Annotated in this window: 25 protein-coding genes; 12 read left to right on the top strand and 13 right to left on the bottom strand. The window is 66.4% G+C overall.

Annotation, left to right across the window (positions count from 1 at the left end):
• The first annotated feature begins 26 nt into the window (after nt 1–26).
• Nucleotides 27–1,472, top strand: coding sequence for an MFS transporter (locus ACR65K_RS16155; RefSeq protein ID WP_440154156.1), 1,446 nt, complete (start codon nt 27–29; stop codon nt 1,470–1,472).
• A gap of 183 nt (nt 1,473–1,655) precedes the next feature.
• The gene (locus ACR65K_RS16150) at nt 1,656–2,291 is read left to right on the top strand and encodes an ANTAR domain-containing protein (protein ID WP_440154016.1); all 636 of its coding nucleotides are present in this window, start codon (nt 1,656–1,658) and stop codon (nt 2,289–2,291) included.
• Nucleotides 2,292–2,324: 33 nt separating this feature from the next.
• On the opposite strand, the gene ACR65K_RS16145 is transcribed toward ACR65K_RS16150, so the two are convergent.
• On the bottom strand, nt 2,325–2,729 hold the full coding sequence (locus tag ACR65K_RS16145) for a CBU_0592 family membrane protein (protein WP_440154015.1): 405 nt from the start codon (nt 2,727–2,729) through the stop codon (nt 2,325–2,327).
• Nucleotides 2,730–2,985: 256 nt separating this feature from the next.
• Here ACR65K_RS16145 and ACR65K_RS16140 point away from each other — a divergent pair, with 256 nt between their 5' ends.
• The 4 genes from ACR65K_RS16140 to ACR65K_RS16125 all read left to right on the top strand — a co-directional run bounded on the left by ACR65K_RS16140 (nt 2,986) and on the right by ACR65K_RS16125 (nt 6,929).
• The gene (locus ACR65K_RS16140; RefSeq protein WP_440154014.1) at nt 2,986–3,435 is read left to right on the top strand and encodes a helix-turn-helix transcriptional regulator; all 450 of its coding nucleotides are present in this window, start codon (nt 2,986–2,988) and stop codon (nt 3,433–3,435) included.
• Nucleotides 3,432–3,851: a VOC family protein gene (locus ACR65K_RS16135; RefSeq protein ID WP_440154012.1), complete on the top strand. Its 420-nt coding sequence runs from the start codon at nt 3,432–3,434 to the stop codon at nt 3,849–3,851. Before ACR65K_RS16140 ends, ACR65K_RS16135 begins: the two co-directional genes overlap by 4 nt.
• A gap of 93 nt (nt 3,852–3,944) precedes the next feature.
• Nucleotides 3,945–6,347 carry an ATP-binding cassette domain-containing protein gene (locus tag ACR65K_RS16130; protein ID WP_440154010.1) on the top strand — a complete coding sequence of 801 codons (2,403 nt, stop codon included), beginning with the start codon at nt 3,945–3,947 and terminating at the stop codon, nt 6,345–6,347.
• A gap of 21 nt (nt 6,348–6,368) precedes the next feature.
• Nucleotides 6,369–6,929, top strand: coding sequence for an MOSC domain-containing protein (locus ACR65K_RS16125; protein WP_440154009.1), 561 nt, complete (start codon nt 6,369–6,371; stop codon nt 6,927–6,929).
• A 144-nt stretch (nt 6,930–7,073) separates the two neighbouring features.
• On the opposite strand, the gene ACR65K_RS16120 is transcribed toward ACR65K_RS16125, so the two are convergent.
• The 4 genes from ACR65K_RS16120 to ACR65K_RS16105 form a co-directional block, all read right to left on the bottom strand.
• Nucleotides 7,074–8,243 carry an MFS transporter gene (locus tag ACR65K_RS16120; protein ID WP_440154008.1) on the bottom strand — a complete coding sequence of 390 codons (1,170 nt, stop codon included), beginning with the start codon at nt 8,241–8,243 and terminating at the stop codon, nt 7,074–7,076.
• Complete coding sequence (locus ACR65K_RS16115; RefSeq protein WP_440154006.1) at nt 8,240–8,905, bottom strand: GntR family transcriptional regulator; 666 nt, start codon at nt 8,903–8,905, stop codon at nt 8,240–8,242. The genes ACR65K_RS16120 and ACR65K_RS16115 overlap by 4 nt, the downstream gene beginning before the upstream one ends.
• A 124-nt stretch (nt 8,906–9,029) precedes the next feature.
• Nucleotides 9,030–10,397 (bottom strand): MFS transporter, encoded by a 1,368-nt coding sequence (locus ACR65K_RS16110; protein WP_440154005.1) that lies wholly within the window; start codon nt 10,395–10,397, stop codon nt 9,030–9,032.
• 212 nt (nt 10,398–10,609) lie between these two features.
• A complete protein-coding gene (locus ACR65K_RS16105; protein WP_440154003.1) occupies nt 10,610–11,482 on the bottom strand; it encodes an NAD(P)-dependent oxidoreductase in 873 nt (290 codons plus the stop codon).
• Nucleotides 11,483–11,685: 203 nt separating this feature from the next.
• Between ACR65K_RS16105 and ACR65K_RS16100 the strand changes: the two genes are divergently transcribed.
• Together ACR65K_RS16100 and ACR65K_RS16095 are read left to right on the top strand one after the other, a co-directional pair.
• Nucleotides 11,686–12,735, top strand: coding sequence for a TerC family protein (locus ACR65K_RS16100; protein WP_440154001.1), 1,050 nt, complete (start codon nt 11,686–11,688; stop codon nt 12,733–12,735).
• 145 nt (nt 12,736–12,880) lie between these two features.
• On the top strand, nt 12,881–13,138 hold the full coding sequence (locus tag ACR65K_RS16095; RefSeq protein ID WP_440153999.1) for a DUF3072 domain-containing protein: 258 nt from the start codon (nt 12,881–12,883) through the stop codon (nt 13,136–13,138).
• A 13-nt stretch (nt 13,139–13,151) separates the two neighbouring features.
• On the opposite strand, the gene ACR65K_RS16090 is transcribed toward ACR65K_RS16095, so the two are convergent.
• On the bottom strand, nt 13,152–13,355 hold the full coding sequence (locus ACR65K_RS16090) for a hypothetical protein (RefSeq protein ID WP_056338064.1): 204 nt from the start codon (nt 13,353–13,355) through the stop codon (nt 13,152–13,154).
• A gap of 375 nt (nt 13,356–13,730) precedes the next feature.
• On the opposite strand from ACR65K_RS16090, the gene ACR65K_RS16085 reads away from it, so the two are divergent.
• Both ACR65K_RS16085 and ACR65K_RS16080 read left to right on the top strand, forming a co-directional pair.
• A complete protein-coding gene (locus ACR65K_RS16085) occupies nt 13,731–14,999 on the top strand; it encodes a glycosyltransferase family 87 protein (protein WP_440154155.1) in 1,269 nt (422 codons plus the stop codon).
• A gap of 28 nt (nt 15,000–15,027) precedes the next feature.
• Nucleotides 15,028–16,284, top strand: a complete 1,257-nt coding sequence (locus tag ACR65K_RS16080) for a hypothetical protein (RefSeq protein ID WP_440153998.1) — start codon at nt 15,028–15,030, stop codon at nt 16,282–16,284.
• Between the two features lie 33 nt (nt 16,285–16,317).
• Here the strand turns inward: ACR65K_RS16080 and mptB are convergent, their stop codons facing one another.
• Nucleotides 16,318–17,934, bottom strand: coding sequence for a polyprenol phosphomannose-dependent alpha 1,6 mannosyltransferase MptB (gene mptB / locus ACR65K_RS16075; protein ID WP_440153996.1), 1,617 nt, complete (start codon nt 17,932–17,934; stop codon nt 16,318–16,320).
• Between the two features lie 367 nt (nt 17,935–18,301).
• On the opposite strand from mptB, the gene ACR65K_RS16070 reads away from it, so the two are divergent.
• Nucleotides 18,302–19,801 (top strand): SulP family inorganic anion transporter, encoded by a 1,500-nt coding sequence (locus tag ACR65K_RS16070; RefSeq protein WP_440153995.1) that lies wholly within the window; start codon nt 18,302–18,304, stop codon nt 19,799–19,801.
• A 95-nt stretch (nt 19,802–19,896) separates the two neighbouring features.
• On the opposite strand, the gene ACR65K_RS16065 is transcribed toward ACR65K_RS16070, so the two are convergent.
• The 5 genes from ACR65K_RS16065 to ACR65K_RS16045 all read right to left on the bottom strand — a co-directional run bounded on the left by ACR65K_RS16065 (nt 19,897) and on the right by ACR65K_RS16045 (nt 24,703).
• A complete protein-coding gene (locus ACR65K_RS16065) occupies nt 19,897–21,018 on the bottom strand; it encodes an NAD(P)/FAD-dependent oxidoreductase (RefSeq protein WP_440153994.1) in 1,122 nt (373 codons plus the stop codon).
• 76 nt (nt 21,019–21,094) lie between these two features.
• Entirely contained in the window at nt 21,095–22,138 is a 1,044-nt protein-coding gene (locus ACR65K_RS16060; protein WP_440153993.1) for a Gfo/Idh/MocA family protein, read from the bottom strand.
• Complete coding sequence (locus ACR65K_RS16055; protein ID WP_440153991.1) at nt 22,138–22,920, bottom strand: amino acid ABC transporter ATP-binding protein; 783 nt, start codon at nt 22,918–22,920, stop codon at nt 22,138–22,140. The genes ACR65K_RS16060 and ACR65K_RS16055 overlap by 1 nt, the downstream gene beginning before the upstream one ends.
• The gene (locus ACR65K_RS16050) at nt 22,917–23,705 is read right to left on the bottom strand and encodes an amino acid ABC transporter permease (RefSeq protein WP_056338086.1); all 789 of its coding nucleotides are present in this window, start codon (nt 23,703–23,705) and stop codon (nt 22,917–22,919) included. The genes ACR65K_RS16055 and ACR65K_RS16050 overlap by 4 nt, the downstream gene beginning before the upstream one ends.
• A 140-nt stretch (nt 23,706–23,845) precedes the next feature.
• Nucleotides 23,846–24,703 (bottom strand): ABC transporter substrate-binding protein, encoded by an 858-nt coding sequence (locus ACR65K_RS16045; RefSeq protein WP_440153989.1) that lies wholly within the window; start codon nt 24,701–24,703, stop codon nt 23,846–23,848.
• A 172-nt stretch (nt 24,704–24,875) separates the two neighbouring features.
• Between ACR65K_RS16045 and ACR65K_RS16040 the strand changes: the two genes are divergently transcribed.
• A complete protein-coding gene (locus ACR65K_RS16040; protein WP_440153988.1) occupies nt 24,876–25,979 on the top strand; it encodes a LacI family DNA-binding transcriptional regulator in 1,104 nt (367 codons plus the stop codon).
• A 132-nt stretch (nt 25,980–26,111) separates the two neighbouring features.
• On the opposite strand, the gene ACR65K_RS16035 is transcribed toward ACR65K_RS16040, so the two are convergent.
• Nucleotides 26,112–26,843: a polysaccharide deacetylase family protein gene (locus ACR65K_RS16035; protein WP_440153987.1), complete on the bottom strand. Its 732-nt coding sequence runs from the start codon at nt 26,841–26,843 to the stop codon at nt 26,112–26,114.
• Nucleotides 26,844–26,905: the final 62 nt, after the last annotated feature.

The raw sequence follows: 26,905 nt of genomic DNA, 5'->3' as shown, positions 1-26,905 counted from the left end.
AAAAAGACTGTTGCCGGTTGTTCAAGATGCTGTATTGTGTTCAGCATAGTGACCGACACGATGTGTGTTGTCGCTATCCCACCAGGCCAACGGGGGCCTGGAGTGCGTTAGAGGGAGTTTTCGTGACAACTCGTACTAAATCACCGCAGGCCACCGCGGACGGCGCCGTCGTCGATCCGGACCAGCTGCGAAGGGCAACTCTTGCCAGTTCCGTGGGCTCCGCCCTGGAGTACTACGACTTTTACATTTACGGCCTTGCCTCGGCCCTGATCTTCGGCCCGCTCTTCTTCGCGCCGCTGGGTGAGAGCGGAGCAGTCATCGCCTCCTTCGCCACCTACGGCGTCGGCTTTGCTGCCCGGCCCTTCGGCGGCGTGGTGTTCGGCTACATTGGCGACCGCTTCGGCCGGAAGATGGTGCTGATCCTGACCATCGGCCTCATGGGCCTGTCCAGCTGCGCCATCGGCCTCCTGCCCACCTTTGAACAGGCGGGAATGCTGGGGGCGGTGCTCCTGGTGACCCTGCGCATCCTGCAGGGCCTGGGCGCCGGCGCCGAGCAGGCAGGCGCCACGACCCTCATCTCGGAGGTGGCCCCGCGCCGTCGTCGTGGTTTCTTCGCCTCCCTGCCGTTCGTTGGCATCCAGCTGGGCACCCTGCTGGGTGCGGGAACCTTTGCCCTGATGGCGCTGGCGGACAAGGCAATCCTGCAGGCCTGGCTGTGGCGCGTACCGTTCCTGGCAAGCGTCGTCCTGATCGCGATTGCCGTCTTCATCAGGCTCCGGCTCAAAGAGACCCCGGTGTTCCAGGAACTCGAGAAGCACAAGGCCGTGGTCAAGAACCCCGTGGGCCAGATCTGGAAGCACTCCAAGAAGAACGTCCTGATAGGCATTGGCCTGCGGATGGGGGAAAACGGCAACTCGTCCATCTACTCCGCACTCCTGGTGTCCTTCATCAGCATGCCGGCAGGTGTGTTCGCCGGCGACAAGTTCATCGGCCCCACGGGCCTGCTGATTGCCGCAGGCTTCGCGGCGGTCATGGTTGTTACCTTCGGCGCCCTGTCCGACCGCTTCGGCAGGGTTCCCGTCTACCGCTACGGCGCACTCTTCCAGGCCGTTATCGCGTTGCCGGCCTTCTACCTGGTCACGCTGGGCAACGTCACCCTGGTGTGGATTGTCATGGTGATGGGCATCGCGCTGGGCGTGCAGGCCATGCTTGGTCCGCAGTGCGCCCTGCTGCCGGAGCTCTTCGGCTCCCAGCACCGCTTCACCGGTGTGGCCCTCAGCCGCGAACTGTCCGCCGTCCTCGCCGGCGGCTTCGCGCCCATGATCGGTGTTGCCCTCCTGGCCGCAACCAACCACTCCTGGCTGGTCCCGGCAATCTACTCCCTGGTCCTGGCAGCAATCTCGTTCATCACCACGTTCTTCACTCCGGAAACGAATGGCCGCGACCTGGTGGTCGTAGAGGACGCCAGCTAGACAACCCCACCACCCCGCAACGCCACGGATCCCGCACCCAAGGGTGCGGGATCCCTTGCGCCGGGCACCACTCCAGCCGAAGGGCTCACCACGGCCCCCATAAAGTACGGACCCTGCGATATTCTGTTCCTTTGAATCCGGCCCAGGGGGTGGCCAGGACACAGCACGTCGAATGGCCCTTAAATGATTCCCAGCAGCGATCTTCCAGGACTCCTGTCAGCCAATATCCCGCATGAGGATTTTCTCGACTGTCCCACCGGACTGGTCGAGTACTACTTCTCAGACGGCATCTTCCGCTGGTCTGACAGCCTGTACCGGATGTACGGGTATGAGCGCGGCGAGGTTGTCCCCTCCATGGACATGGCCATGGCCCACATCGAGCCGGAAGACCGCCCCCGGGTCCAGGCCTATTGGGAGCGCGTATCGTCGGCTGGCGGGCCATCGTCCATCTACGTGTCCATTCGCGACCGCAAGGACCGCCAGCACAAGCTGCTGTACTCTGCGGACTACATCATGGAAGGGGACACTCCCGTTGGCGTCTGGGGTGTGGTGGTGGACCTGACGCAGTCAATCCATACGGACCGCCACCAACTCGCCACCGAGGCAGTCGCCGCATCAGCGGTCAACCGGGCAGTGATCGAACAGGCCAAGGGCATCCTGATGGGACGCACCGGCGTCACCGCGGACCAGGCCTACGGACTCATGAGCCAGCTGAGCCAGGATACGAACCGCAAGGTGTATGCCATTGCCCATGAAATCGTGGAACGGGCAACCGGGCAGGGCGGTGACCCGAAGGACCAGGACCACCCCCTGCTGTAGCGTCCGCACCCAGGCATGGACCGCCGTCGAACCCTACAGCGCCAGGCGCGGCCCGTCCGCCACAACAGGCCCGGAACCCACAACAGGCCTGGAACCCACAACCGGTAGGGAACCGGTCAGCGCCTCCACAACGGCCATCTGGCCGGTGGTGTCGGGGACCCCGGGGTACTGCACCTGCGCCGGCTCAGCGGGAGCAACGGGGTTTTCGGAACGCATGCGGACCAGCGCAACCGCGGAGATCAGGAACCACGCCACGTTGGTGACCACGGACGGCCACGCCCCATGCAGGGTGCCATTGATGATGAACGCCACGGAGCCGAACAGGTTCGCCATCTGGAAACCCTTGCCGGCCTTCAGCCAGCCCATGGAAACGGCGAGGTACGCGCTCAATATCGCCGCCGCGCCTGCCCAGCCGGCAATTTCCCACAGCAGTTCCATGTGTCCTTCCAAAGTCGTGCCTGCGCAGTATCCGGGCAGGGCTGAAGATGGTAATTCAAGGTTTGGTTTGCGCCGGATGCCGTCCTGGAAGGACCAGCAGCATCCAGCTCTGCGTTGCCTCGAGCCCTGTTCGGGCGAGGACCTCATTCGCTGGCGGCGGCATAATCATACCCCGTACTGAAGCGCCTATTTGACGCCCCATTCCCTGCTGCCCGAAGGGTGGACAAGACCCCTGCCGCGTAGCACGATCAGAGCTGTGACCACCAGCCCCGCTTCCGATCCCTACCTCCGCGAACTCACCCAGCTGAGGCGCGTCAAGGACCGGATGGACCGGGAGTACGCGCAGCCGCTCGACGTCGAATCCCTCGCCAGGGATGTCCACATGTCCGCCGGCCATTTCAGCCGGCGCTTCAAGCTCGCCTACGGCGAATCCCCCTACAGCTACCTCATGACCCGCCGCATCGAACGGGCCATGGCGCTCCTGCGCATCGGCGACCTCAGCGTCACGGACGTATGCTTCGCAGTCGGCTGTTCCTCGCTGGGGACCTTCAGCACCCGCTTCAGCGAGCTGGTGGGCATGCCGCCCAGCGTCTACAAACAGGAAGCACAAAGCGCGACGGCGGGCATCCCCGCCTGCGTGGCCAAGCAGGTCACCAGACCGGTCAGGAATCGAGAAGCGCCCCTTGCCGAGCCGTTACTAGCATGACTGCCATGGACATCAACATTTCCTCAACCTTCCTTCCCGCTACCGATCCCGACGCCTCGCTGGCGTTCTACCGCGACGCCCTGGGCTTCGAAATCCGCAACGACGTGGGCCGTGGCACCATGCGGTGGATCACCGTTGGCCCCGCAGGCCAAAAGGACGTTTCCATTGTTCTGCACCCGCCGGCCGTGGACCCCGGAATTACTGATGACGAACGCCGCACCATCACCGAGATGATGGCCAAGGGCACCTACGCCACCATCGTGCTCTCCTCACCTGACGTGGACGCCGCGTTCGCCAAGGTGGAGGCCACCGGGGCCGATGTCGTCCAGGAACCCATCGACCAGCCGTACGGAATCCGCGACTGCGCCTTCCGCGATCCCGCCGGAAACACCGTCCGGATCAACCAGCAGCCGTAGGCATATAACCAGCCACGTATATAACGGACGACGCCGACGGGAGGCTGCCAGCGCAGCCTCCCCTGGGCGACGTTCCGGAAAGAGGGGGACACCTTGAGCACGGACATCACCACGGACGCGGGCGTGGAAGCCGGTCAGCCCGGAACCCATATCGCCGACACCCACGACCTCATCCGCGTCCAGGGCGCGCGGGAGAACAACCTCAAGGACATTAGCCTTGAACTGCCCAAGCGCCGCCTCACCGCGTTCACGGGCGTGTCCGGTTCGGGCAAGAGCTCCCTGGTGTTTGCCACCATCGCCGCCGAGTCGCAGCGGATGATCAACGAGACCTACAGTGCGTTCGTGCAGGGCTTCATGCCCAACCTGGCCCGGCCCGACGTGGACCGGCTGGAGGGGCTGACCACCGCGATCATCGTTGACCAGGAGCGGATGGGCGCCAACCCGCGCTCCACCGTGGGCACCGCCACCGACGCCAACGCCATGCTGCGGATCCTCTTCAGCCGCCTGGGCAAGCCCTACGTGGGTCCGCCTACCGCCTTCTCCTTCAACGTGCCCACCCGCAAGGCCAGCGGCATCATGAGCACCGAAAAGGGCGGCCGGGTGGAAAAGAACGTGGTCCGCCAGGTCACCTACCTCGGCGGCATGTGCCCCCGCTGCGAGGGCATGGGCAACATCAGCGACATTGACCGGACCGCCCTCTACGACGAGTCAAAGTCCCTGAACGAGGGAGCGCTCACCGTCCCCGGCTACTCAATGGACGGCTGGTACGGGCGCCTGTTCGAAGGCATGGGCCTGCCCATGGACAAGCCCATCGCCACGTTCACCAAGAAGCAACTGGACACGATGCTGTACGCCGAGCCCACCAAGATCAAGGTGGAGGGCGTCAACCTCACGTTCGAGGGCATCATCCCCAAAATCCAGAAGTCAATGCTCTCCAAGGACGTGGAAGCCATGCAGCCGCACGTGAAGCGGTTCGTGGAACGCGCCGTCACCTTCGCCACCTGCCCGGACTGCGGCGGAACCAGGCTCACTCCGGAGGTGCTCAACGCACGTATCAACGGCAAGAACATCGCCGACCTCTGCACCATGCAGATCAGCGACCTGGCGCAATGGATCCGCGGCCTGGACGAACCCTCCGTCCGCCCGCTGCTCATGGGCCTCAAGGACCTCCTCGATTCCTTCACCGAGATCGGCCTGGGCTACCTTTCGCTGGACCGCCCGGCCGGCACCCTCTCCGGCGGCGAGGCCCAGCGGACCAAGATGATCCGCCACCTGGGCTCCTCCCTGACCGATGTCACCTACGTCTTCGATGAGCCCAGCATCGGACTCCACCCGCACGACATCGAGCGGATGAACACCCTCCTCCTGCAGCTGCGGGACAAAGGCAACACCGTCCTGGTGGTGGAGCACAAGCCGGAGATGATCGCCATCGCCGATCACGTCGTCGACCTCGGCCCCAAGGCCGGCACCGGCGGCGGCGAGATTGTCTACGAGGGCGACGTGGACGGGCTGCGTTCCAGCGGCACCATCACCGGACGCCACCTGGACGACCGCGCCCGGCTGAAGGATTCATTCCGGCAGCGGACGGGCGCACTGGAGGTCCGCGGCGCCTCCACGAACAACCTCCGCAACGTGGACGTGGATGTCCCGCTGGGCATGCTGTGCGTGGTGACGGGCGTGGCCGGATCCGGCAAGAGCTCGCTGATCCACGGCTCGCTGGCCAGGCGCGAGGGCGTGGTGGTGATCGACCAGGGCGCCATCAAGGGGTCCCGGCGCAGCAACCCGGCCACCTACACCGGCCTGCTGGAGCCCATCCGCAAGGCCTTCGCCAAGGCCAACGGCGTGAAGCCGGCCCTCTTCAGCTCCAACTCCGAGGGCGCCTGCCCCACCTGCAACGGCGCGGGCGTGATCTTCACCGAACTCGGCGTGATGGCTACGGTCGAATCCACCTGCGAGGACTGCGAGGGCCGCCGCTTCCAGCCCGCCGTCCTGGAGTACACGCTGGGCGGGCAGAACATTGCCGACGTGCTGGCCATGTCCGTGGACGCTGCGCTGGCGTATTTTGCCGAGGGTGAGGCCAGGACCCCGGCCGCCCACAAGGTCCTGGAACGCCTTGCCGACGTCGGCCTGGGCTACATCACCCTTGGCCAGCCGCTGACCACCCTGTCCGGCGGCGAGCGCCAGCGGCTGAAGCTGGCCACGCAGATGGCGGAGACCGGCGACGTGTACATCCTGGACGAGCCAACCGTGGGCCTGCACCTGGCCGACGTCCAACAGCTCCTGGGCCTGCTGGACCGGCTGGTGGATTCCGGCAAGTCGGTGATCGTGATCGAGCACCACCAGGCGGTGATGGCGCACGCGGACTGGATCATCGACATTGGTCCCGGAGCAGGGCACGACGGCGGCAGGATCGTTTTCGAGGGCACGCCGGCTGAGCTGGTGGCCGGGCGGGCGACGCTCACCGGGCAGCACCTGGCGGCGTACGTAGGGGCCTGAATCCGCGCGTACGCTGGCCATATGGCCGAAAACTTCCGCTACGACGTCGAGATCCTGCACCTGCTGGTGTCCCCCGCGCACGCCTATTTCGGCCGCGCCCGGGAGGGCGCAGCCGACGTTCCCACCACTGACGCGGTGGTGGCCGGCAAGGGCATCGCGGGCGACCGGTTCTTCGGCAAGGCCGCCCACATGGACGCTGCGGTGACCCTGTTCGCCGTCGAGTCCCTGGAAGCCATCGCCGCGGAACTGGACGCCGGGCCGTTCGACCCCCTGCTGACCCGGCGGAACGTGGTGCTCCGCGGCGCCCACCTGGCACCGCTGCTGGGGCAGGACTTCGTGCTGGAATCCGGCGCCTCCTCGGTTTCCCTTCACGGCGGCCGGCACGCCCAGCCCTGTGCGTGGATGAATGAGATGCTGGCCCCCGGAGCACACCCGGCCATGCGGGGGCGGGGCGGCATCCGCTGCCGTGCCCTCTCCAGTGGACTCCTGCACCGTGGCCCGGCCGTGCTGGTCAGCCCGGTGCCACTGGATCCGGCCCGGGCCGGCGAGGCGAGCCTGCTGCGGCCGTCGCGGCTTCCGTAGCAGCGCCTGCCTTGGCAAGGCGTCCGACGGCGTCACGCACGGCACGCTTTCGGCCCACCTTTGGCGCGGAAACCCCGGAAACCCGGGGTCCCGCCGTCGTCCGTTCCCCGAAAGCATGCCCGGCGTGACGCGCGCGTGCCGCGATCAGTCCAGCTGCACGCCCCGGAGCAGCAGGAGCGTCCCGCCCACCACAACTGCAGAGGCCAGGAAGACCCCACCCGAGCCCAGCCCGGCCGCCACGCTGCCGACGGCACTCGGCAGGACCACCTGCCCCACCCGGTTCCCGGCGAGCCTCAAAGCCAGCGCCCTGCCACGCTGCCCCGCCGGCGCCTGCGCCGAGAGCCAAGACATGGTCAGGGGCTGGCCGATGCCGAGCCCCAGCCCGAGCACCGCCATGACGGCAAACAGCAGCCACAGGGGCATCGGGATGGCCACGACGGCCAACGCAAAAGTGGACAGGGCCAGGCTCACCACCAGCAGCCTCATCCGGCCGATCCTCCGGGACACCCGCCCCAGCAGGAGCCGGGAAACCATGGAGAACACGGCCCGCACGGTCAGCATGGCACCCACCGTCGCCGCAGTGAGTCCCCGGTCGGCGCCCAGCGCGGGCAGGTACACCATGGTCAGGTCCACCACGGCGAGGACGGTGGCGCTGGTGGCCAGCGCGCGGGCCACGCCGGGAGCCTTCAGCAGCGAAACGGCGCCGCCCTTGGTGGCGGCCGCGCCCTTTTTCCTCCGGACGCTGACGTGCGCCGGGAGGACGAAGGTTGTCACGAAGAGCACCAGGCTCATGAGCACCGAGAGCAGGAAGATCGCCTGGGTGTCGGGCCGGACCGAGGCGCCGCCCACCAGCGAAATTGCCAGCGGCCCGAGGGCCTGGCCCAGGGATGCGGCGAACGTCAGGTATCCGAACGCGGAGTCCATCCGGGACGAGGCGGCATTGTTGGCCACCACCGCCTGCTGCCCCACCACGCAGGCCAGCTGCCCGGCACCCAGCAGCGCGGTCCCGGCCACCAGGGCCACGATCGACGAACCCCACAGCAGCAGGAAGGCAGAGCAGGAGAGGACGACGGCGGACCCGATGGCCATCAGCCGCCGCTCACCCAGGCGGTCCATCAGGCTGCCCGTGGGGACGGCGAGCAGCAGGGGAAAGACCGCGTAGCTGGCCGCCAGCAGGCCGAGGGCGAAGTCCGGAACGTCCAGCTCCAGCGCGCGGTAGGTGGCTGCCGGCCGGACCAGGAAGGTGACGGCCTGGATCAGCGCTGAGTGGACCAGCAGGGCCATGGACGAGCGCCGCCCCAGCTCACCGATCATGAGCCGGCGGCACTGTTGCCGGACATCGCCCTGACCGCGGCGTCGCGGGCGCCCATGACGTGGTCGAACGCGATTTTTGCTGCCTTGTCCGGGTCGCCCCCGGCCAGGGCCGCCACCAGGATCCGGTGCTGGGCCAGGGCCTGGTCCCGGCGCTCCTGGGTGCTGTTGGTGAAGTGCCGGTAGCGTTCCATCTGGCTGGAGATCTGGCCGTGGAAGCGGCGGGCCCAGGAGTTCCCCGCGATCATGGCGATCCTTGCGTGCAGTGCCATGCCCTGCTGCATGGCGTCATCGGCGAACTTCACCATGGCCGCGTTGCGTTCCAGATTGCCTTGGAGGTCTTCGATGTCGGCCGGCGTCGCCTTCATGCAGGCATTTCGGGCCATGAGGGATTCCATGGCCGCGCGGACCTCGTACAGTTCGGAAATGGCGGCCTCGTCCAGCGCCGGCACCAGCACTCCGCCGGTGGGCTGCTGTTCCAGCAGGCTCTCCGAGATGAGCCGCCTGATGGCCTCCCGGAGCGGTGTGCGGCTCACCTGCAGGGCCGACGCCATGGCCGGCTCGTAGAGGCGTTCCCCCGGCTTCAGCTCCAAGCTCAGGATCCGCCGCTTCAGTTCGGCGTAGACATAGTGGGCACCGGTGTTCCGGGCGGGTATTTCGGGCATCATGGACCTCCACCCGCCATCATACTTGTATACATCTATACAATCGCGAGGAGGCGAACGTAACGAAGGAGGGGGCAGCATGGGCTGCCCCCTCCTGAACCTGCAGTTGTGCGCGTCGGCTGGGCTATGCCCCGGCCTTCGCCGTTTTCCGCACCTCGAGGTCCTCAAGTGACTTGCCCTTGGTGTCCGGGGACATCAGGGTGGCTACGGCGGACACCAGGCAGATGCCCAGAGTGGTCAGTCCGATGGTTACCGGGACGTTGCTGGAGCCCGGAGGCGCTATGGCGGTGAAGATGCTGGGGAAGAACGACGCAATCATGAGTCCGATGTTCTGCGAGACGGCGAAACCGGTCACGCGGATCCGCATGGGGAACTGCTCCTGGAAGAACGTGGCGAAGGTGGCATTCCACATCTGGAAGAAGATGCCCTGCACAATGACGACGCACACGAAGACCAGCGGCAGGCTCCCTTGTTCGATGGCCCACAGGTACCCGGTCACCAGCAGACCGCCGGTGACACCGCCGGCCGCCATGAGCATCCGCCGGCCAATCCTGTCCGACAGTGCGCCGAACAGCGGGATGGTGGCGACGGCGGCGATGTTGGCCACGAGGGTCACCCACAGGAACTCGCTGCTGGAGAAGCCGTTGCCGTAGCCCTTCTGGGTGGCGTAGGAGACGCCGAAAATGAGGGTGGCCATGCCGATGACATTGGTGAAGGTCATGACGATGCAGCGGACCAGGGCGCCTGGCCGGGTGCGCAGGAGTTCAACGAGCGGGAATCGCTTGCTGTCCCGCTTGCCTGACTGCGCTGCGTAGGCGGGCGGTTCCTGCACCCGGCGGCGGATGAAGTAGCCGGCCAGGATCACGACGGCGGAGAGCAGGAACGGGATGCGCCAGCCCCAGGTGCCGAACTGGTCAGCCGGGAGGATGGCGGCGAGCGGGAGCAGGACGGCGGTGGCGAGGATCGAGCCCACCTGGGTGCCCTGGAGGCTGAAGCTGGCAAAGAATCCGCGCTTGGCGTCGGGCGAGTGCTCCACGATCATGGCGCTGGCACCGCCGAGCTCGCCGGCCACGGCAAAGCCCTGGATCAGGCGGAGGAGCACCAGGAGGGCGGGCGCCAGGAGGCCCACCTGCCCGTAGGTGGGCAGGAGTCCCACCGCGAAGGTGGCAAAGCCCATGAGCAGCATCGCGAAGACGAGAACCTTCTTGCGTCCATGTCGGTCGCCGTACGCTCCAAGGACCACGGCACCTACCGGACGGGAGACATACCCGACGGCGTATGTTGCCAGGGAGGCAATGATTCCGACGGTGGGGTTCTCGGACGGAAAGAAGATGGTGGGGAAAATCAGCGTGGCCGCCAGGGAGTACAGCGCGAAGTCGTAGTACTCCAGGGCGCTTCCGATCCAGCCGCTCATCGCCGCTTTTTTCGGGTCCCGCGGACCCGTTCCAGCTCCCTGGCTGCTGAGGGGAACGAGGGTTGGGGTGGTGCTCATGTACTTATGTCCTTCGTCTTCATTGGCAAGGAACCGGAACCGCTGTTCGCGCTGTTCATTGGTGGTGTCTGCGCCCGAAAACGACCTGTTCGTAATGGCTTTATCAGGCCGGGGCGGCAGCTCTTGAATCGATTCATCAAATATAGAAGGTGACGCGGATTACGTCAATGGCAAGCGCTATCCCGGAGTGTGGCCAGCCTTGTGCGGGCCCTCTAGTAGCTGGCGAAATAGGCGGCTGCCATGTCCTCTTTGGTGCGCCCCTGGCCCGCCACCCGGTCAAGCCGGGCGGCATACGCAGCAGCGCCGTCAAGCTTCAGGCCCTGCTCTACAGCGGCGTCGACGATGAGGTGGGCATCCTTCCGCGCGGTGTCCACGGCAAACGAGGCGGGCTCCAGCGCGTCATTGAGGATCAGGTCCATCTTGGTACGCAGGTAAGGCAGGTCCAGCGGACCGCCGTCGAGCACGCCAAGGAACTGCTGGGGATCAACGCCCAGCGCCTGGGCAAGGGCAACCACTTCACCTGCGGCGTTGGAGGCTGCGATGACCCAGCTGTTGACCACCAGCTTGAGTCGGGCGGCCGAACCGGCGGAGGGAACATCGCCCGTCCAGATGGTCCGGGCGCCCACAGCATCGAGGACCGGGGCCACGCGTTGCCGCACTGGCTCGGGACCGGCGGCAAGGACCAGGAGCTGGCCGGCCTCGGCAGGGGCCCGCGTTCCGGAAACAGGCGCCTCCACCAGGTCCAGGCCAAGCTGCGCAGCCAGGGCGGCCAACGAGGGGACCTCCCGCACCCCGACCGTGGTGGCCTGGATCCAGGCCGTGCCGGGCCGCACAGCCGGCGCTGCACTTCGAATCACCTGTTCCACGGACGCGGCGTCATAGAGCATGGTCAGGACAACGTCTGCCGCCTCAACAGCTTCGGCAGGGGTGGCGGCACGGCGGGCACCTTCGCCAACCAGCGGTTCCGTCTTGGCCGGGTCCCGGTTCCACACTGAAACTTCATGGCCGGCCCGCAGGATGTTCCGGGCCATGGCCGCTCCCATGATTCCCGTCCCCAACACAGCCACTTTGAGCTTCGCGTCCATCGAATCAGCCTTCCGGTCCAGGTTTTTTTCTTCCTTACCTACCCAACGTTCCAAAGATTCTGTAAATTATTCATACGGAGGGGAGTATCCCCCACTTCAGTCCATCGTCAGTACGGAGGCCCCTGCGCCTTCCGGTGGACGGGCCACGCGATGGCCGGGAGAGACCTCCAGTTGGTAGTTACTGACTGGAAGCAGGTACCCCAATGAACGTGCCCCTTTGGATGTGGTTCGCCGTCATCGGATTCATCCTCCTGATGCTTGCCATCGACCTCGTGGCCCACCGCCGCGCCCACATCATCAGCGTCCGTGAGGCCGCGGCCTGGTCTGCGGTCTGGGTGCTGTTCGGCGTAGCCTTCGGCGGACTGGTCTGGTTCCTGTACGGCGCGGAATTCGGCCAGCAGTACTTCGCCGGATACCTCATCGAGAAGTCACTTGCCGTGGACAACGTCTTTGTCTGGGCGATCATCTTCACGTTCTTCGCCGTCCCCCGGGAGTACCAGCACCGCGTGCTCTTCTTCGGCGTCCTGGGTGCACTGGTGTTCCGCGGCCTGTTCATCGCTGCGGGCTCGGCCATCATTGCCGGCGCGGGCTGGGTCCTCTACCTGTTCGCGGCGTTCCTGCTCTTCACCGGCTACCGGATGCTCAGGCAGCGTGATGAGCACATCGACCCCGGGAAGTCGCGGGCGTTGAAGCTGTTCCGCCGGCACGTGCCCATGACGGACGCCTTCCATGGCCAGCGCTTCCTGATCCGGAAGGGCGGCGTTTTGCTTGCCACTCCCCTGCTGGCGGTCCTGGTGCTGGTTGAAGTCACGGACATCATTTTCGCCGTCGACTCCATCCCGGCCATCTTCGCCGTCACTGACGAGGTCTTCCTGGTGTTCACCGCCAACGCGTTCGCCATCCTGGGCCTGCGGGCCATGTACTTCCTGCTGGCGGACCTCATCCACCGCTTCGTGTACCTGAAGGCGGGCCTGGCGCTGGTGCTGATTTGGGTGGGCATCAAGATGGCGCTCAAGATCGACGTCTACTACATCCCCACGCCGGTCTCCCTCGCCGTCATTACTGCCATCCTGGGCATTTCCATTGGCGCAAGCCTCATCGCCACCCGGCGCACGGGCCCGCAGCAACCGCCCGTCCCGGCAGAACCGCCGTTCCGGAATGCAACGCCGGAAGAACTCGACGCCCTGGAGCCGCTGTGGCCCCGGAGCAGCAGCAAGGAGGAACTGCCGCCCGCGGAGAAGTCGCTGCAGTAGCGGGGGCAGTAAGAGTGCCGGGCAGGCATCCGCGCCAGCAGTTTTCGCGCGGGTGCCTGCCCAAAAGCCGCTGCCATGAAGATGTGCACTTCTGAAGAAGGTCAGCTCCCGCGGAATGTCAGCGCCCCGTCCTAGACTCGTAACCATGAGCGACAGCAACCAGGAAACGATTGGCAGCCCGGAACCCGAGCCCAATGCAGGCCTCAACAGGGACCCGGAAGACTGGGTTACCGGGGATGAACCCATGACAGCGGCGCAGCGCAGCTACCTCGATACGCTGGCACGCGAGGCCGGGGAAGAACTACCCGCGGATCTGAGCAAGGCGGAGGCGTCAAAGCACATTGACCGGCTGCAGCAGCACAGCAACCGGGTTTCCGGAGACGGGGACAGTTCCGGCAACTAAGCCGGAGAGGGCCCTACCAGGCCTGCTGTTCCCGGGTGAGGCCAAAGGGAACCGCGTCGCTGAGGGCTACGGTGAACTTGTCCACGCCGTGCCGGGTAACGAGAATGCCGTGGCTTTTGCCGTCCAGTGCGTGGGCTTTGGCGGCAGCGACGGCGGCGTCGAGCTCGCGGTCCATGCTCTGGCGGTCGGACACGGTGAGGGTCAGCGGGAAGTTCATGAGTGGGGCCTGTGTCTTTCGAGGGGTGGGTGGGCATACGCCCAGCGCTCCCCCTGGCTGCATAGGCGGTGGGCACTTTCGCGCCCAGTTCATGATGCCCGAGTAATGGATCACCAGCAACTTGAAAAATCAAGTAATAAGTCGCCGCAGGTCAAGAGTGTGACGACTCGGGCCGGGCCCAGCAATTACGGGCGCCAAAGGGCCGTGAATTAGAGTTGGACAGGAGTGGAAGCTGTTTCCGGACGGCTCCGATGCCCCTGAACCAGCCATGCGGCAAAACCAGCCACCAGCACGACACCGTGTGCCACAACCTGACAAGGATCCGCCATTTCCACCGACGCTTTCTTCGGCAATCTGACCAGGATCCGCAACGTCATCCTTCCCGCCCCGGCGCGGAACCGGTTGAACACCGGGCCCGGCCTCCTGGGCGGCTTCATTGTGGTGCACCTTGTCTTCCTGGTCTTCGCTGCATCGCTCTCCCTTCGCGGCGAAGCATTCAGCGACACCTTCATCTACCGTGACTGGGCCATGGCGGCATTCAACGACGCCAACCTCAGCGGCGGTCCCAGTCCGTGGGTGTACCCCATCCTGGCGCTCATCCCCATGGCCATCGCAGGCCTGGCCGGACCCGGACCGTTCTTCTTCATCTGGGTCCTCATGACCACGCTCCTCAACGGCTGGGCGCTGCTTAAACTGACAGAGCGCGGCCGCAACACCAGCGCCATCCCGGCCGGCTGGTGGTGGCTGGCGTTCACCTTCCTGATGGGCTGGCTGGGCTTCGCCCGCGTGGACGGCCTCACCGCCCCGCTGGTCCTCGTGGCCCTTGCCTACGGCGTCAAGCGACCCTTCGTCGCCTCGGTCCTGCTGGCCATCGGCACCTGGGTGAAGGTCTGGCCCGCCGCCATCATGCTGGCCCTCTTCGCCGTCGTGAAGAACCGCCTGCTGGTGGTGCTGGCAGGAATTGCGACGACGGCGGGCGTGGTTGCGCTGGCAGCCGCCCTGGGCAGCGTCCCCAAGCTCCTGAACTTCCTCACGCAGCAGGGCGACCGCGGCATGCAGCTCGAGGCCACCTTCACCACGCCCTGGCTCTGGCTCTCCGTCCTGAACGTCGGCGGCTCGCGCATGTACATGAACACGGACATCAACTCCATGCAGGTGGACGGCCCGGGTACCGCCACCATGTCCGTGCTGATGCAGCCCCTCCTGGTCCTGGCCGCCCTCCTGGTGGCCGGGCTGACGTTCTGGGCGCTCCACAACGGAAAGCAGCACAAGGTGGCCGGCGGCGTGGACCGCACCGAACTGCTGCTGGCCGGTGCCCTCGCCCTGGCCGCCGCCTTCGTGGTCTTCAACAAGGTGGGATCGCCCCAGTTCATGGTCTGGCTTGGCCCCGCCGTCGCCGTGGGCCTGGCGCACAGCTGGCGCGAATGGCGGGTGCCAGCGGCAATGCTGATCGCCATTGCGGTGGCAACCTACTTCATCTACCCCCTCTTCTACGATGCCCTGAGCCACAACAATCCCTGGATGGCGCTGGTGCTGACCATCCGCAACGTCCTGCTCGTGGTCCTGTTCCTCTGGAGCGTCCGGCGCCTCTACTCGCTGGGCAAGAAGACCGCCGCTCCCGCCCCCGCGCTCAAGGAGACCTAAGATTTCCACGAGGTTCTTTGACCGCCTGGTGACCGTCCGCACCAGGCTGCTCCCGGCAAAAGTGGTGGACTGGTTCGCCCGCCCGTCCAGCGTCTGGTGGGGCTTCGCCGTCGTCCATGTGTACTTCCTGGGCTGGATGGCATCCTTCTTCCTGAACGGCGATACCTTCAGCGATACCGAGCAGTACCGGCAGTGGGCCACGGCCGGCTACAACCCGTCGGACCTGAGCGGTAAGATCAGCCCCTGGGTTTACCCGGTATTGGCGCAGATCCCCATCTTCCTGGCCAACGTCGCCGGGCCCAGCCTCTACCTGCTGGTCTGGTTCCTGATCATCACGGCACTGAACGCCGTCGGCCTGGTCTACCTCACCCGCGGCCCGCGGAAGGTGACGGGCATTGCCCCCGCCTGGTGGTGGCTGTTCTTCACGGTGTTCATGGGCTACCTGAGCTTCGCCCGGGTGGAGGGCATCACCGCGCCCATCGTGCTGATCGCCCTGCTGTACGCGGCCGAACGGCCCGTGGTGGCGGGCGTCCTGCTCAGCATCGCCACCTGGATCAAGGTGTGGCCCGCAGCCGTCCTGGTTCCCATCGTCATCGCCAGCCACAAGCGGATCCAGGTGGTGCTCGCCGGCGCCGCCGTCACCGCCCTGGTGGGCATGGGCACCTGGCTCACCGGCGGCCTGCCGCACATCATGGACTTCCTGCTGAACCAGGGCGAACGCGGCATGCAGCTGGAGGCCACCTTCTCCACACCCTGGGTCTGGCTGAGCGTCCTCCACATCGCCGGATCAAGGATGGCGGACAACACGGCCATCAACTCCACAGAGGTCTACGGCCCAGGGGCGGCAACGGCAGCTTTCCTGATGCAGCCACTGCTGGTCCTTGCAGCCATCACGGCAGCCATCCTGCTGGTGCGTGCCATGCGGCGCGGTGCCGAGCGGGAGGAACTGTTCCTCGAGGGCTCGCTCATGATGGTCACCGCCTTCATTGTGTTCAACAAGGTGGGTTCGCCGCAGTTCATCATCTGGCTGGCGCCGGTGATCATTGCCGGCCTGGCCCACGACTGGGAGCGCTGGAAAGTCCCCGCGGCCCTGCTCATGGGCATCGCAATGACAACGTTCGTGATCTACCCGCTCTTCTACACCCCGCTGATCCACGCCCACCCGGTCATGGCCGCCATCCTGACAACCCGGAACGTGCTCCTGGTGGTCCTGCTGTGGTGGTCGGTGAAGCGCACCGCGGAGTTGGGCCGGAAGGCTTCAGCCCGGGTGCCGGCCGGAGCCTAGCCGGGCCGCGGGCTGTTTACGGCTTTCGGACCGTCAGCGGTTTTCGGACGGGTCGGCGGTGGTGCCTGCGGCAGCCCGCCGCGCTGCCCTGCGCTCCACCACCCAACGCCAGGCCTGCCGGGCAAGGTCCAGCGGCCTGCCCTCGATGAGCAGCTTGCGGGTGTGGACGTCCAGCACCAGCAGGTAGAACGTGAACGCCAGTGCCGTGAAGAACGCCAGGGACGAGGCGTCGATGGGCAGTTCCACGAAGGACCAGACCGACAGCTGGTCCTGGGCCCCGAACACCACAAAGAACGTCACGGCCACGTAAAGTGAGCGGATCTGCCAGTCGTCCCGGATCCCGGTAACAGCCAGGAACGGCAGGAACCACAGGATGTACCAGGGCTGGATGATGGGTGAAAGCATCACGACGGCGGTGAACGCCAGGGCCATCCGGCGCACCGCCCGCGAGTAGTCGCCGCGGAACATCAGCAGCAGGACCAGTGTGATCGCTCCCCACTTCATGCCGGTCCGCAGCCAGGTGGCCAGCGTTCCGCCGGGCAGCCCCAGGGCGTTGGCGAGCATTTCCACCTGCTGGCCCAGGAAGCCCGACGGCGAGTAGCCGGTATAGCCGGGGGTGGGGTCCATGATGGCCCAGGTCCAGCCGATGCCCAGGTTGTAGGGGATGCCGCTGAGGGCCAGAACCCCGAAGCTGATGCCCGCGGTGGCGCCCCACATCAGGAACTTGCGCGGCCAGGAGGCGCCGGGGCCGGCCCACATGACTCCGATGAAGGGCAGCAGCAGCACCGTGATGGGCTTGATGCCGATCGAGGCGGTGACCAGGAGGACACCCAGGAGGTAGCGGCGGGTGGCGGCCAGGTAGACACCTGCGACGGCGAGCCCCACCATCAGGGCGTCGTTATGGGCGCTGGCGATGAAGCTGATGAGGAACAGCGGGTTGGCCACGGAGATCCAGAGCGCCCGCGCTCCGTTGATCCCGTGCAGTTCGGCGAGCTTGGGCACGTAGATGACGCAGAGCAGCACGCCGACGCCGGCCAGGAGCCGGAACAGCAGGACGGACGCGTCCGGCTGGGCTCCGGTCAGTCCCACCACCGCGCGTGCCAGCCAGAGGAAATACGGCCCGTAGGGGGTGCGGTTTTCCGCCCACGCGGGATCGGCGCCCAGGGAGAACCAGTTGTTGAGGGTGGAAATGCCCACCTCATAGGGGTTCTGGCCCTCCTGGACCAGGCGGCCCTGGCCGGTGTAGGCGTAGACGTCGCGGGAGAAGACCGGGACGCAGAACAGCAGCGGCAGGGACCAGGCGGATATGGCCACCACCACGGACCGCAGTGACGATTTTCCCCAGTCCCCCAGCCGCTGGCCCAGCCGTAGCCAGGAGCGCATCAGGAGCATGGCGCCGGCCGTGAGCAGCACGGTGGACACGGCCACGCCCCAGCCTTCGGTACGGAGTGCAATCACCACGGGCTGGCGGATCATCGGCGAACCATTGGCGATCCAGCCCGTCCCGATGGAGCCGACGAACATCATGAGGGCGCCGATGAAACCTTCGATGGTTGCCAGGTAGGCATGGCCCTTGGCGGGCACGGAAATCCCGGCCGGTGTGCCCGGCCGGCTCTCCGACATCCTGAGGTGTGACCCGCCTGCCGTCATGATTGTGGTCCCCTACCTTGTTACGGCACTGCTTGCCCCAGCTTCAAAAAGGCCGCCCTGCAACCCGGCCATTTTATCAGCCGTGCTTACTGCCGCCCCGGGCCGGGGCCGGCCGGAACGCCACAGTTTGGCAACGGCACGGAACACATCCAGCTTCCGGCACCCACGCGCCGCGCCATGCCCCCGCTGCCACCCCCGGCGCGGCCGGACGGTTTGACGGTAAGGTTGCCTACAGCCGAAAGTCACCGGCACATTCCCTTTCCACCCATTGTCTTCCATGGCCGGGCTGGACCCGTGCGCATCGTGGCGCGCAGAAACGTCGCACACCCCGCTCTCCTCGGAGAGCCATGTCCCCTGGAGCCGCTTCTTGGCCGTCGCCCACCGCACCCGCCCTCTTCGGACCCCGATCACCGTCCTCACCGCGCTGCGCTCTCCGCGGCAGCTGTCCCGCGAGGTCCTGGCCGGCATGGTCACCACCCTCGCCCTGGTCCCGGAAGTCATTTCGTTCTCGATCGTGGCCGGGGTGGATCCCATGGTGAGCCTTGTGGCCTCCATCGTGCTGGCCCTGGCGATGTCGGTCCTTGGTGGCCGGCCCGGCGTTGTCACTGCCGCAGCCGGTTCCGTCGCCCTGGTGATCGCCCCACTGGTCCACGAGCACGGCGTCCAGTACGTCCTGCCCGCCGTGCTCCTCGCCGGCGTGATCCAGGTGGTGTTTGGCCTCGCTGGATTAGCGAGACTGATGCGCTTCATCCCCCGGTCGGTGATGATCGGATTCGTCAATGCCCTGGGCGTGCTGATCTTCATGGCGCAGGTGCCCCATGTCCTCAATGTCCCCTGGCCCGCCTATGTCTTGTTCGCCCTGACCTTCGCGATCATCTTCATCCTTCCCCGGTTTACCAAGGTGGTGCCGTCGCCGCTGGTGGCCATCGTCGTCGTCACGGCGATCGTCATCATCGCCGGCCTCGCCGTGCCGGACGTCCTGGACGAAGGTCCCCTCACCGGCAAGCTGCCCGGACTCACCCCGTTCCTTGTCCCGGTGAACCTGGAGACCTTCCAGCTGGTGCTGCCCACCGCGCTGAGCGTCGCGTTCGTGGGCCTCATGGAAAGCCTCCTGACGGCGAAACTCGTGGACGACATCACGGACACCCCCTCGCACAAGGGGCGTGAGTCCTGGGGCCTGGGGGTCTCGAACATCCTGGCCGGTTTCTACGGCGGCATTGCCGGTTGCGCCATGATCGGCCAGACGGTCCTCAACGTGAAGACCGGCCAAGCCCGCACCCGCATCTCCACGGTCGTGGCCGGGCTGTTCCTGCTGGCCCTGGTGACCGGCCTCAGCTCGGTCATGGGGCAGATCCCCATGGTGGCACTGGCCGCGGTCATGATGGTGGTGGCTGTCACCACGGTGGACTGGCACAGCGTCAAACCGTCCACCCTGAAGCGGATGCCCATCCCGGAGACCCTGGTCATGGTGGTCACGGTGGCCGTCGTGGTCCTGACGGGGAACCTCGCCTACGGCGTCCTGGTGGGCGTTGTCCTGGCGATGGTGCTGTTCGCCCGCCGGGTGGCCCACGTCATCACTGTGGAGCGGACCCCGGCCGGGGACGGCCGGAGCGTCCGCTACGACGTGGTGGGGCCGCTGTTCTTCGGCAGCAGCAACGACCTCGTTGAGCAGTTCGCCTATGCCGACGATCCCGCCCGGGTGACCATCGACCTCAGCCGTGCCCAGATCTGGGACGCCTCGACGGTGGCCGCCCTCGACTCCATCGAAACGAAGTACGCCGACCACGGGGCCGCCGTGACCATCCAAGGCCTTGATGAACGCAGCACCGGCTTCCACCGCCGGCTCACCGGGCATTTGGGGGCCTGAGCGGCCGCTTCCCAGCCCGGACCAGGCCTGGACGCGGCCGCTTCCCGGCCCGGACGCGAAAACAGGCGGAGCCACACGGCCCCGCCTGTTGTGCTTTAGGAGAAGCGGCCGGGCCGGAAGGTGGCCAGCATGGGGTGCTTCCGGCCGGTCAGGATCTCGCCGGCGAGAAGTTCTCCGGCAATGAGTCCCAGGGTGGCGCCGGAGTGCGTGAAGGCAACGTAGCACCCTGGCACCTGGCCCAGTTCGCCCAGCACCGGTTCGCCGTCACCGGGAATCGGCTTGTAGCCCATCTTCCAGGAGGCGGGCTTGAGTTCCGGGTTGCCGGCCACCAGTTTGGACGCCTCATCCGCGAGTTCCTGCACCACCTCGTCCGGGATGCTGAAGGAGCCGTCCGCATGTTCGGTGATGTGTTCTTCGTACCAGTCGTGGTCCAGGGCGAACGTGCCGCCCGGGTTGGGCCGCACGGCTGCGCGCGGGGTGTTCATCACCGCGGCCACGTCGTGCTGCACCTGCTTGGTCACCACCAGCATGGAGACGGGTGAGCCGTTGGGGATGTGCACCCCCAGGGGTTCGACGACGGCGGGCGTCGCCGCGCCGCACGCCACCAGGACGGCTTCGGCCGGGTACGTCCCGCCCGAGGCAGTCTCCACACCGGAGGTGCGGCCGTCCTCCACCATGACGGAGGCCTTGCCGGCGTTCAGGACCAGTTCGCCGCCCCTGGCGTGGAATTCCTCCATGAGGAAGTCGATCAGGTCCGGCAGGCTGACCCAGCCTTCGCCCGGATTGAAGATGGCGTTCTCCGGCACGGCGTCCGCATCGATTCCCGGGGTAACGGACGCAATTTCGCGCGGGGCAATCAACTTGGAGTCATAGCCGATGGACTTTTCGTAGGCGTGCCGGGCCTCGGTGGCCTCGCGCTGCCCCGCGGCGTTCCACATCAGGCCGCCGCCGAACTGGAGCCAGTCCCGGCCGGGGTCCGAGGCGAAAAGGGTGCGGTAGCGGTCCACGCCGGCCACGCGGAGCTGGTGGTACGGGGTGGACCGTTCGCCGGCGGAGTTGAGCCAGGACAGCGAGCGGCCGCTGGCTTCGCTGGCGAGGCCGCGCTCGGTCAGCAGGATGACCGAGGCTCCTTCGCGGAGCAGGTGGACTGCGGTGGAGACGCCGAGGATCCCGCCGCCGATGACGGCGACGCGCTTGGTGGCTGATGCAGAGGACATGAGGGTCACTTTCTATGGAATACGTGGGTGGGATGGACGCGGACGGCGCGTCACTGGAAAAGAATCAGAGGGGGCGTCAGGCCAGGGCGTGGATGCCTTCGATGACCTTCAGCACCTCAAGGGGTTCGGCAGGATCGACGGGGAGCGCACCGTTCCCGCGCAGGGCGGCGGCCAGCTGGACGTAGAACTCCGGGTACGCGCCGCGTTCGGCAGGTACCGGAGTGGTTGCCCCGTCCACCCCCAGGAGCCCCCAACGCTCCTGGGGGTCCACGCCAAAGGCAGGGTCCGACGGCGGCATCCCGGCAGCGAGCGCGGGTTCCTGTCCGTCCAGGCCCCACTTGGTGTAGCCGGCCCGGTTGCCCAGGACGTGGAAGCGGGGCCCGGCCTGGGCGGCCATGCCGTTCATCCAGAGCCGCGTGCGGACGCCGGAGGCGTGCAGCAACGACACGAAGGCTTCGGTGTCGGCCGCATCCGGATGCGGCCCGCGGTTGGCCGTCTCCCCGTAGCTGGTGTCCACCGGGCCGAACAGCTGGATGGCCTGGTCGATCAGGTGTGCGCCGAGGTCGTGCAGGATGCCGCCGCCCTCAGCCAGGGACACCGTGTCCCGCCAGTTGCCGAAGCCTTCGGGCCGCCACCATTCAAACCGCGACTCGAAACTGGTCACCTCGCCAACGCCTCCGGACGCCAGCACCTTCTGCAGGGTGAGGAAGTCGGCATCCCACCGGCGGTTCTGGAACACCGTCAGCTGCACCCCGCCGTCGGACGCCCTGCTGATCAGCTCCTCGCCCAGGGCGGACGTGGGCACGAAAGGCTTGTCCACCACCAGGTTCAGGCCGTGGGCTATGGCCGTTGCGGCCAGCCCATAGTGCGTGTGCGGCGGAGTGCCCAGGATGACCAGGTCCAGGTCCGCAGCCAGGGCGAACAGCTCCTCCGGAGTGCCGACAACCCGTGCCTGCGGATAGAGGCGTGCCGCCTCCGCCGCACGCTCCGCCTGCGCCGTGACGATCACGTCCAGCGAGAAATCCGGGTTGGCAGCGATCAGCGGCGCGTGGAACACCTTGCCGGAGATTCCAAAGCCGACGACGGCGGTCCGGATGGGTGCTGCTGCAACCGCACCCATCACAGCACCTCCGAGAGGAAGCGCTGCAGGCGTTCGCTGCGGGGGTTGTCGAAGAGCTGGGCAGGGGTTCCGGCTTCCACTACCTCGCCTTCGTCCATGAAGACCACCTGGTCGGCAACTTTGCGGGCGAAGCCCATCTCGTGCGTGACCACGAGCATGGTCATGCCGCGGCGGCCCAGTCCGGCCATGAGGTTCAGGACGCCTTTGACCAGCTCGGGGTCCAGGGCGCTGGTGGCCTCGTCGAAGAGCATCACTTCGGGTTCCATGGCCAGGGCACGTGCGATGGCGACACGCTGCTGCTGGCCGCCGGAGAGGTCGCGGGGGCGGTGGTCTGCGCGTTCGGCCAGTCCAACCTCGGCGAGCCGCTGGCGGGCGCGTTCCATGGCCTGGGCCTTGGGCATGCCCTTGACGCTCCAGAGGGCAAGGGCCACGTTTTCCTCGGCGGTGTGGTCCGGGAAGAGGTTGAAGTGCTGGAACACCATGCCGATGCGGGTGCGCAGGGTGTCCGGGTTGGCGCCCAGGGTGCTCTCACCGGCGAGCAGCACGTTCCCGCTCTTGGGTTCGTGAAGCCGGTTGACGCCGCGCAGCAGCGTCGACTTGCCGGATCCGGAGGGGCCGATGATGCACGTGGTGGTACCCGGGGCCACGGTGAGGCTGACGTTGCGCAGAACCTCGATATCGCCGTAGGCCATGGTGAGGTTGTGCAGTTCCAGGCTTGAACCGTGGAACGACTGGGTCTCAGGGGTGGCAGTGTTCAGGGTGGTGGGGGTTGGGGTGTTCATGTGTTGCTCCCGGCTGTGAGCGGCGAGGCCGCGTCGAGTTCCTTGACTTCCTTCAGGCCGCTGGTGGGCGGCGCGGCGCGGCGGCGGCCGGTTCGGAACTTGTTGTCGAAGTAATTCACCAGGTGCGTCAGCGGGACGGTGATCACCAGGTAGAGGAGGCCGGCGGCCACCAGGGGTGAAAGGTTGCCGGACAGCACCGCGGCGTCCTGGCCCACGCGGAAGAGTTCGCGTTCGGTGACCAGCAGGCCCAGGAAGTAGACCAGGGAGGAGTCCTTGACGATGGCGATGAACTGGTTCACCAGGGCCGGGAGGACCCGGCGGACGCCCTGGGGCACCACCACCAGGGCCATGGACTTGGCGTAGCTCATGCCCAGGGCACGGCAGGCCTCGCCTTGGCCCTTGTCCACGCTGAGGATTCCGGCGCGGAAGATCTCGCCGATATAGGCGCTGGCGATCAGGCTCAGCGCGATGATGCCCAGCGGGTAGGGCGAGGGGCCGAAGATCGATTGACTGAGCCGGGCGAAACCCTGGCCGATCAGCAGGATGGTGAGGATGGCGGGCAGGCCCCGGAACAGGTCGGTGTAGATCCTGGCGGGAACCCGCAGCCACTTGGATGGTGAGATGCCCATGACGGCCACCACCATGCCCAGCACCGTGCCAAGGACGGTGGCGGCAATGGAGATGATCAGCGTGTTCAGCAGGCCGACCGCCAGGAGTTGGGGCAGGACCTCGGCCATAGCGCCGAAGTCGAAGAAGGTACGGATGATGGTGTTGAGCCAGTCCATGGTTGCTCTCAGAGGTAGATGATGGGGGGTGCCGGGCGGGCCGCGTACGGCGGCCCGCCCGGTCAGGTGGCCAAAGGGCTTGCTGGCCAGGCGCTTACGTGCCGGCGCCTGGTTGCCCGGTGCCTATGTGGCCCTGGCGCCTATTTGGCCGGTGTGGGCGACGCGGTCTGTTCAGCCTTGGGCAGGTACTGCTCGGGCATCGGCGAGCCCGGGAACCACTTCTGGTAGAGCTTCTTCCAGGTGCCGTCCTCCATGGCTGCGGCCAGGCCCTTGTTCAGGGCTTCCTTGAAGGCCGTCTTGCCCTTGGCTACCGCGAACCCTGCCGGAGCATCGAAGGAGGGGATGTCCGCGGCGCTGACCAGCCCGTGCTGCTCCTCATAGGCCTTGGCGGCCTCGTAATCCAGGAAGTGCGCGTCAACGGTTCCGCTGTTCACCGCTGCGATGGCGGTGTTGTTGTCAGGGAAGCGGACCAGGCTGGCCGAGGTGAAGTTCTTGACCGCATAGGCTTCCTGCAGCGTTCCCTGGACCACGCCCAGACGTTTGCCTGCCAGCCCGTCCGCGCCGGTGATGCCGGAGGTTTTGGTGGTGATGACGGTAAGGTAGCCGGCCAGGTAACCGTCGGAGAAGTCCACGGTTTCCTTCCGCTTGTCCGTGATGCCGATCGCTGCAACACCGGCGTCGAACTGCCCGTTGGCAACCGCGGCAAGGAGGCCCGAGAAGTCCTGTCCGGTGAAGACCACATTGTCCACACCGGCCCGGTGGGCCACGTCCTTGAAGAGTTCCACGTCGAAGCCGGTGAAGTTTCCGGAGGCGTCGGTGAACGTGTAGGGCTTGGAGTCGCCCAGGCTTGCCACCCGGATGGTGCCGGGCTGGATCAGTCCGTAGGGGTTGTTTTCAGTGGTGGAGGCAGCGGAGGTGGAGCTGCAGCCGGAGAGCGCCAGGACGGCAGCCATGGCTGCCGCGGCAATGCCGGCCGGGCGGAGAGTCTTTTTCTTCACAGCGTTGTCCAATCGTTGGGAGGGAGGCGGTGCTGTCAGGGCCGCCGAAGAAAGTCGCCGATGCTCTTGTTGAGTCCGGTCTCACACCCTAGGATTGAGACCGGACTCACATCGATGGATAGAAATGTAGCGGAAGTCACAGGGCCCGTCAACAGGTCCCCGAAAGGTGAAGATGAACGGTGATGGAGCACGACGCCGGGACGTAACAGTTGCCGACGTCGCCAAGGCTGCGCAGGTTTCCAAGGCCCAGGCCGCCCGGGCGCTGGGCAATTATGGCGCCGTCAGCGACGACGTCCGCGAGCGCGTCCTCGCTGCCGCGGAGGCACTCTCCTACCGGCCCAACGAGCTGGCCCGCAGCATGAATACGGGGAAATCCCACACCATTGGGGTGGTGGTGGGTGACATCGAAAACCCGCATTTCGGCCTTGCCACGCGCGGCATCACGGACACGGCCAAGAAAGCCGGCTACAACGTCATCCTGGTCAACACCGATGAGGACCGGGCGGCGGAAGTGGACGCGGTGCGGGTCCTGCTGGACAAGCGGGTGGACGGACTTATCGTCGCCCCCGCATCATCCGTGGACACTCAACACCTCCAGCAGGTGCACCGCTCCGGGCGCCCGCTGGTCTTCATCGACCGCACCGCAGGGGACCTCCAGGTGGACACCATGGCCGTGGACATGGCCCGGATTTCCCGGGAGGCCACGCAGTATCTGCTCGAGGCCGGGCACCGGCGCATCGCCTTCATCTCCACGCTGCGGACCGACGCCCCCTACAGCACGGGCATCACCCTGGAGTCCTCCCAGATTGCGGACCGCATCGAGGGGATGCGGCAGGCTTTCCTGGAGGCGGGGCTTCCCTTTCCGGAGGACCTGGTGAGGTTGAATGCCGGCGACGCCGATTCGATCCGAAGCATCACGCGCGAGGTCCTCCGCGGGCCGGACCAGGCCACTGCCGTTGTGGCTTCGGACGGCCTGATTGCCCTCAGCGTAGTGGAAGCGATCCAGGAATTGGGCCTGTCCATCCCGGCCGACGTTTCATTCCTGATGTACGACGACTTCGCATGGACCCGGCTCACCACGCCGCCCCTTACGGTCATTGCCCAGCCGGTCTACAACATGGGCGTTGCAGCAGCCAAGGCGCTGATCCGGCAGATGGAGGGACTGCCCCCTGCCGCTCCCGCCCAGTTCACGGCCACCCTGGTGCGCAGGGGTTCCGTGGGGCCGCGCCGGACCGAGGCAGCGGACATGCCCGGGCTGGAGGCCGTGAAGGCCTAGCAAACAATCCGCAACGGCGGCTGCCTACCGGTCCATTCCGGACGGGCGGCAGCCGCCGTTTTTTCGTTGGCGTCCGGCTCTTGCGGTTGCAGGCACAAAATTTACAAAGGACCGGGCACCTGCGGCCTGATGTCAGCCGCGGCGGGCGGGCTTGTCGAAGCGCCACCCCTCTGACCGCAGTTCGGGAATGATCTGATCGACGGCCTCAACGGTTTGGCTTCGATCCCCACCGCCGTCATGCAGGAGGATGACGGCACCCGGAGTGATGCCCTCCTCAAGACGGCGCACCAGCTCGGATGTTCCCGGCGGCTCCCAGTCACCAATGGCAAGGCGCCAACCAAGAGGCTGCATTCCCATGTCGGCGGCCACCTGCGGCGTCTGCCCCCAGCTGCCGTAAGGTGCCCGGAAGTATTTGATGTCTGCGCCGGGGACAGCGTCGCGAATGACGGCGCTGGTCTCTTCCAGATCCGCCCTGATCGCCTCGGCACTCCACGTAGACATGTTGTCGTGATGCATGGTGTGGTTGCAGAGCGCATGCCCGGAGTCAGCTATCTGGCGGACGATTTCGGGGTGCTGTTTCACGTGGTCGCCCCAGAGGCAAAAGGTCGCCTTGACATGGTGCTTTTCGAGCACAGCGAGCAGCTTGGGGGTGTTGACGGGGTCGGGGCCGTCGTCGAACGTCAGGCTGAGGTATTTGCCCTCGTGCCGGGTCGAATCGACGATGGCCGGCGTGGCTTGGTCCGCAAGGGCGGGAGCTGCGCCGGCCAGGCCTGCGGGAACAGTGGCGGCCGCGGCCAAGGCGAGGGCAGCCAGGGGCAGGACTGCCTTGGGCAAAACGTAGGGGCGTGGGCGTGGCATCTTCATCGCTACCTCTTAGGAGTCACCAAATAAATTTCCGGAAGTTTCCGGAGTGCGCTCAGCGTAGG

It is taken from the genome of Arthrobacter sp. SAFR-179, assembly GCF_059414945.1.
This window is presented reverse-complemented; position numbering and strand designations above follow the sequence as displayed.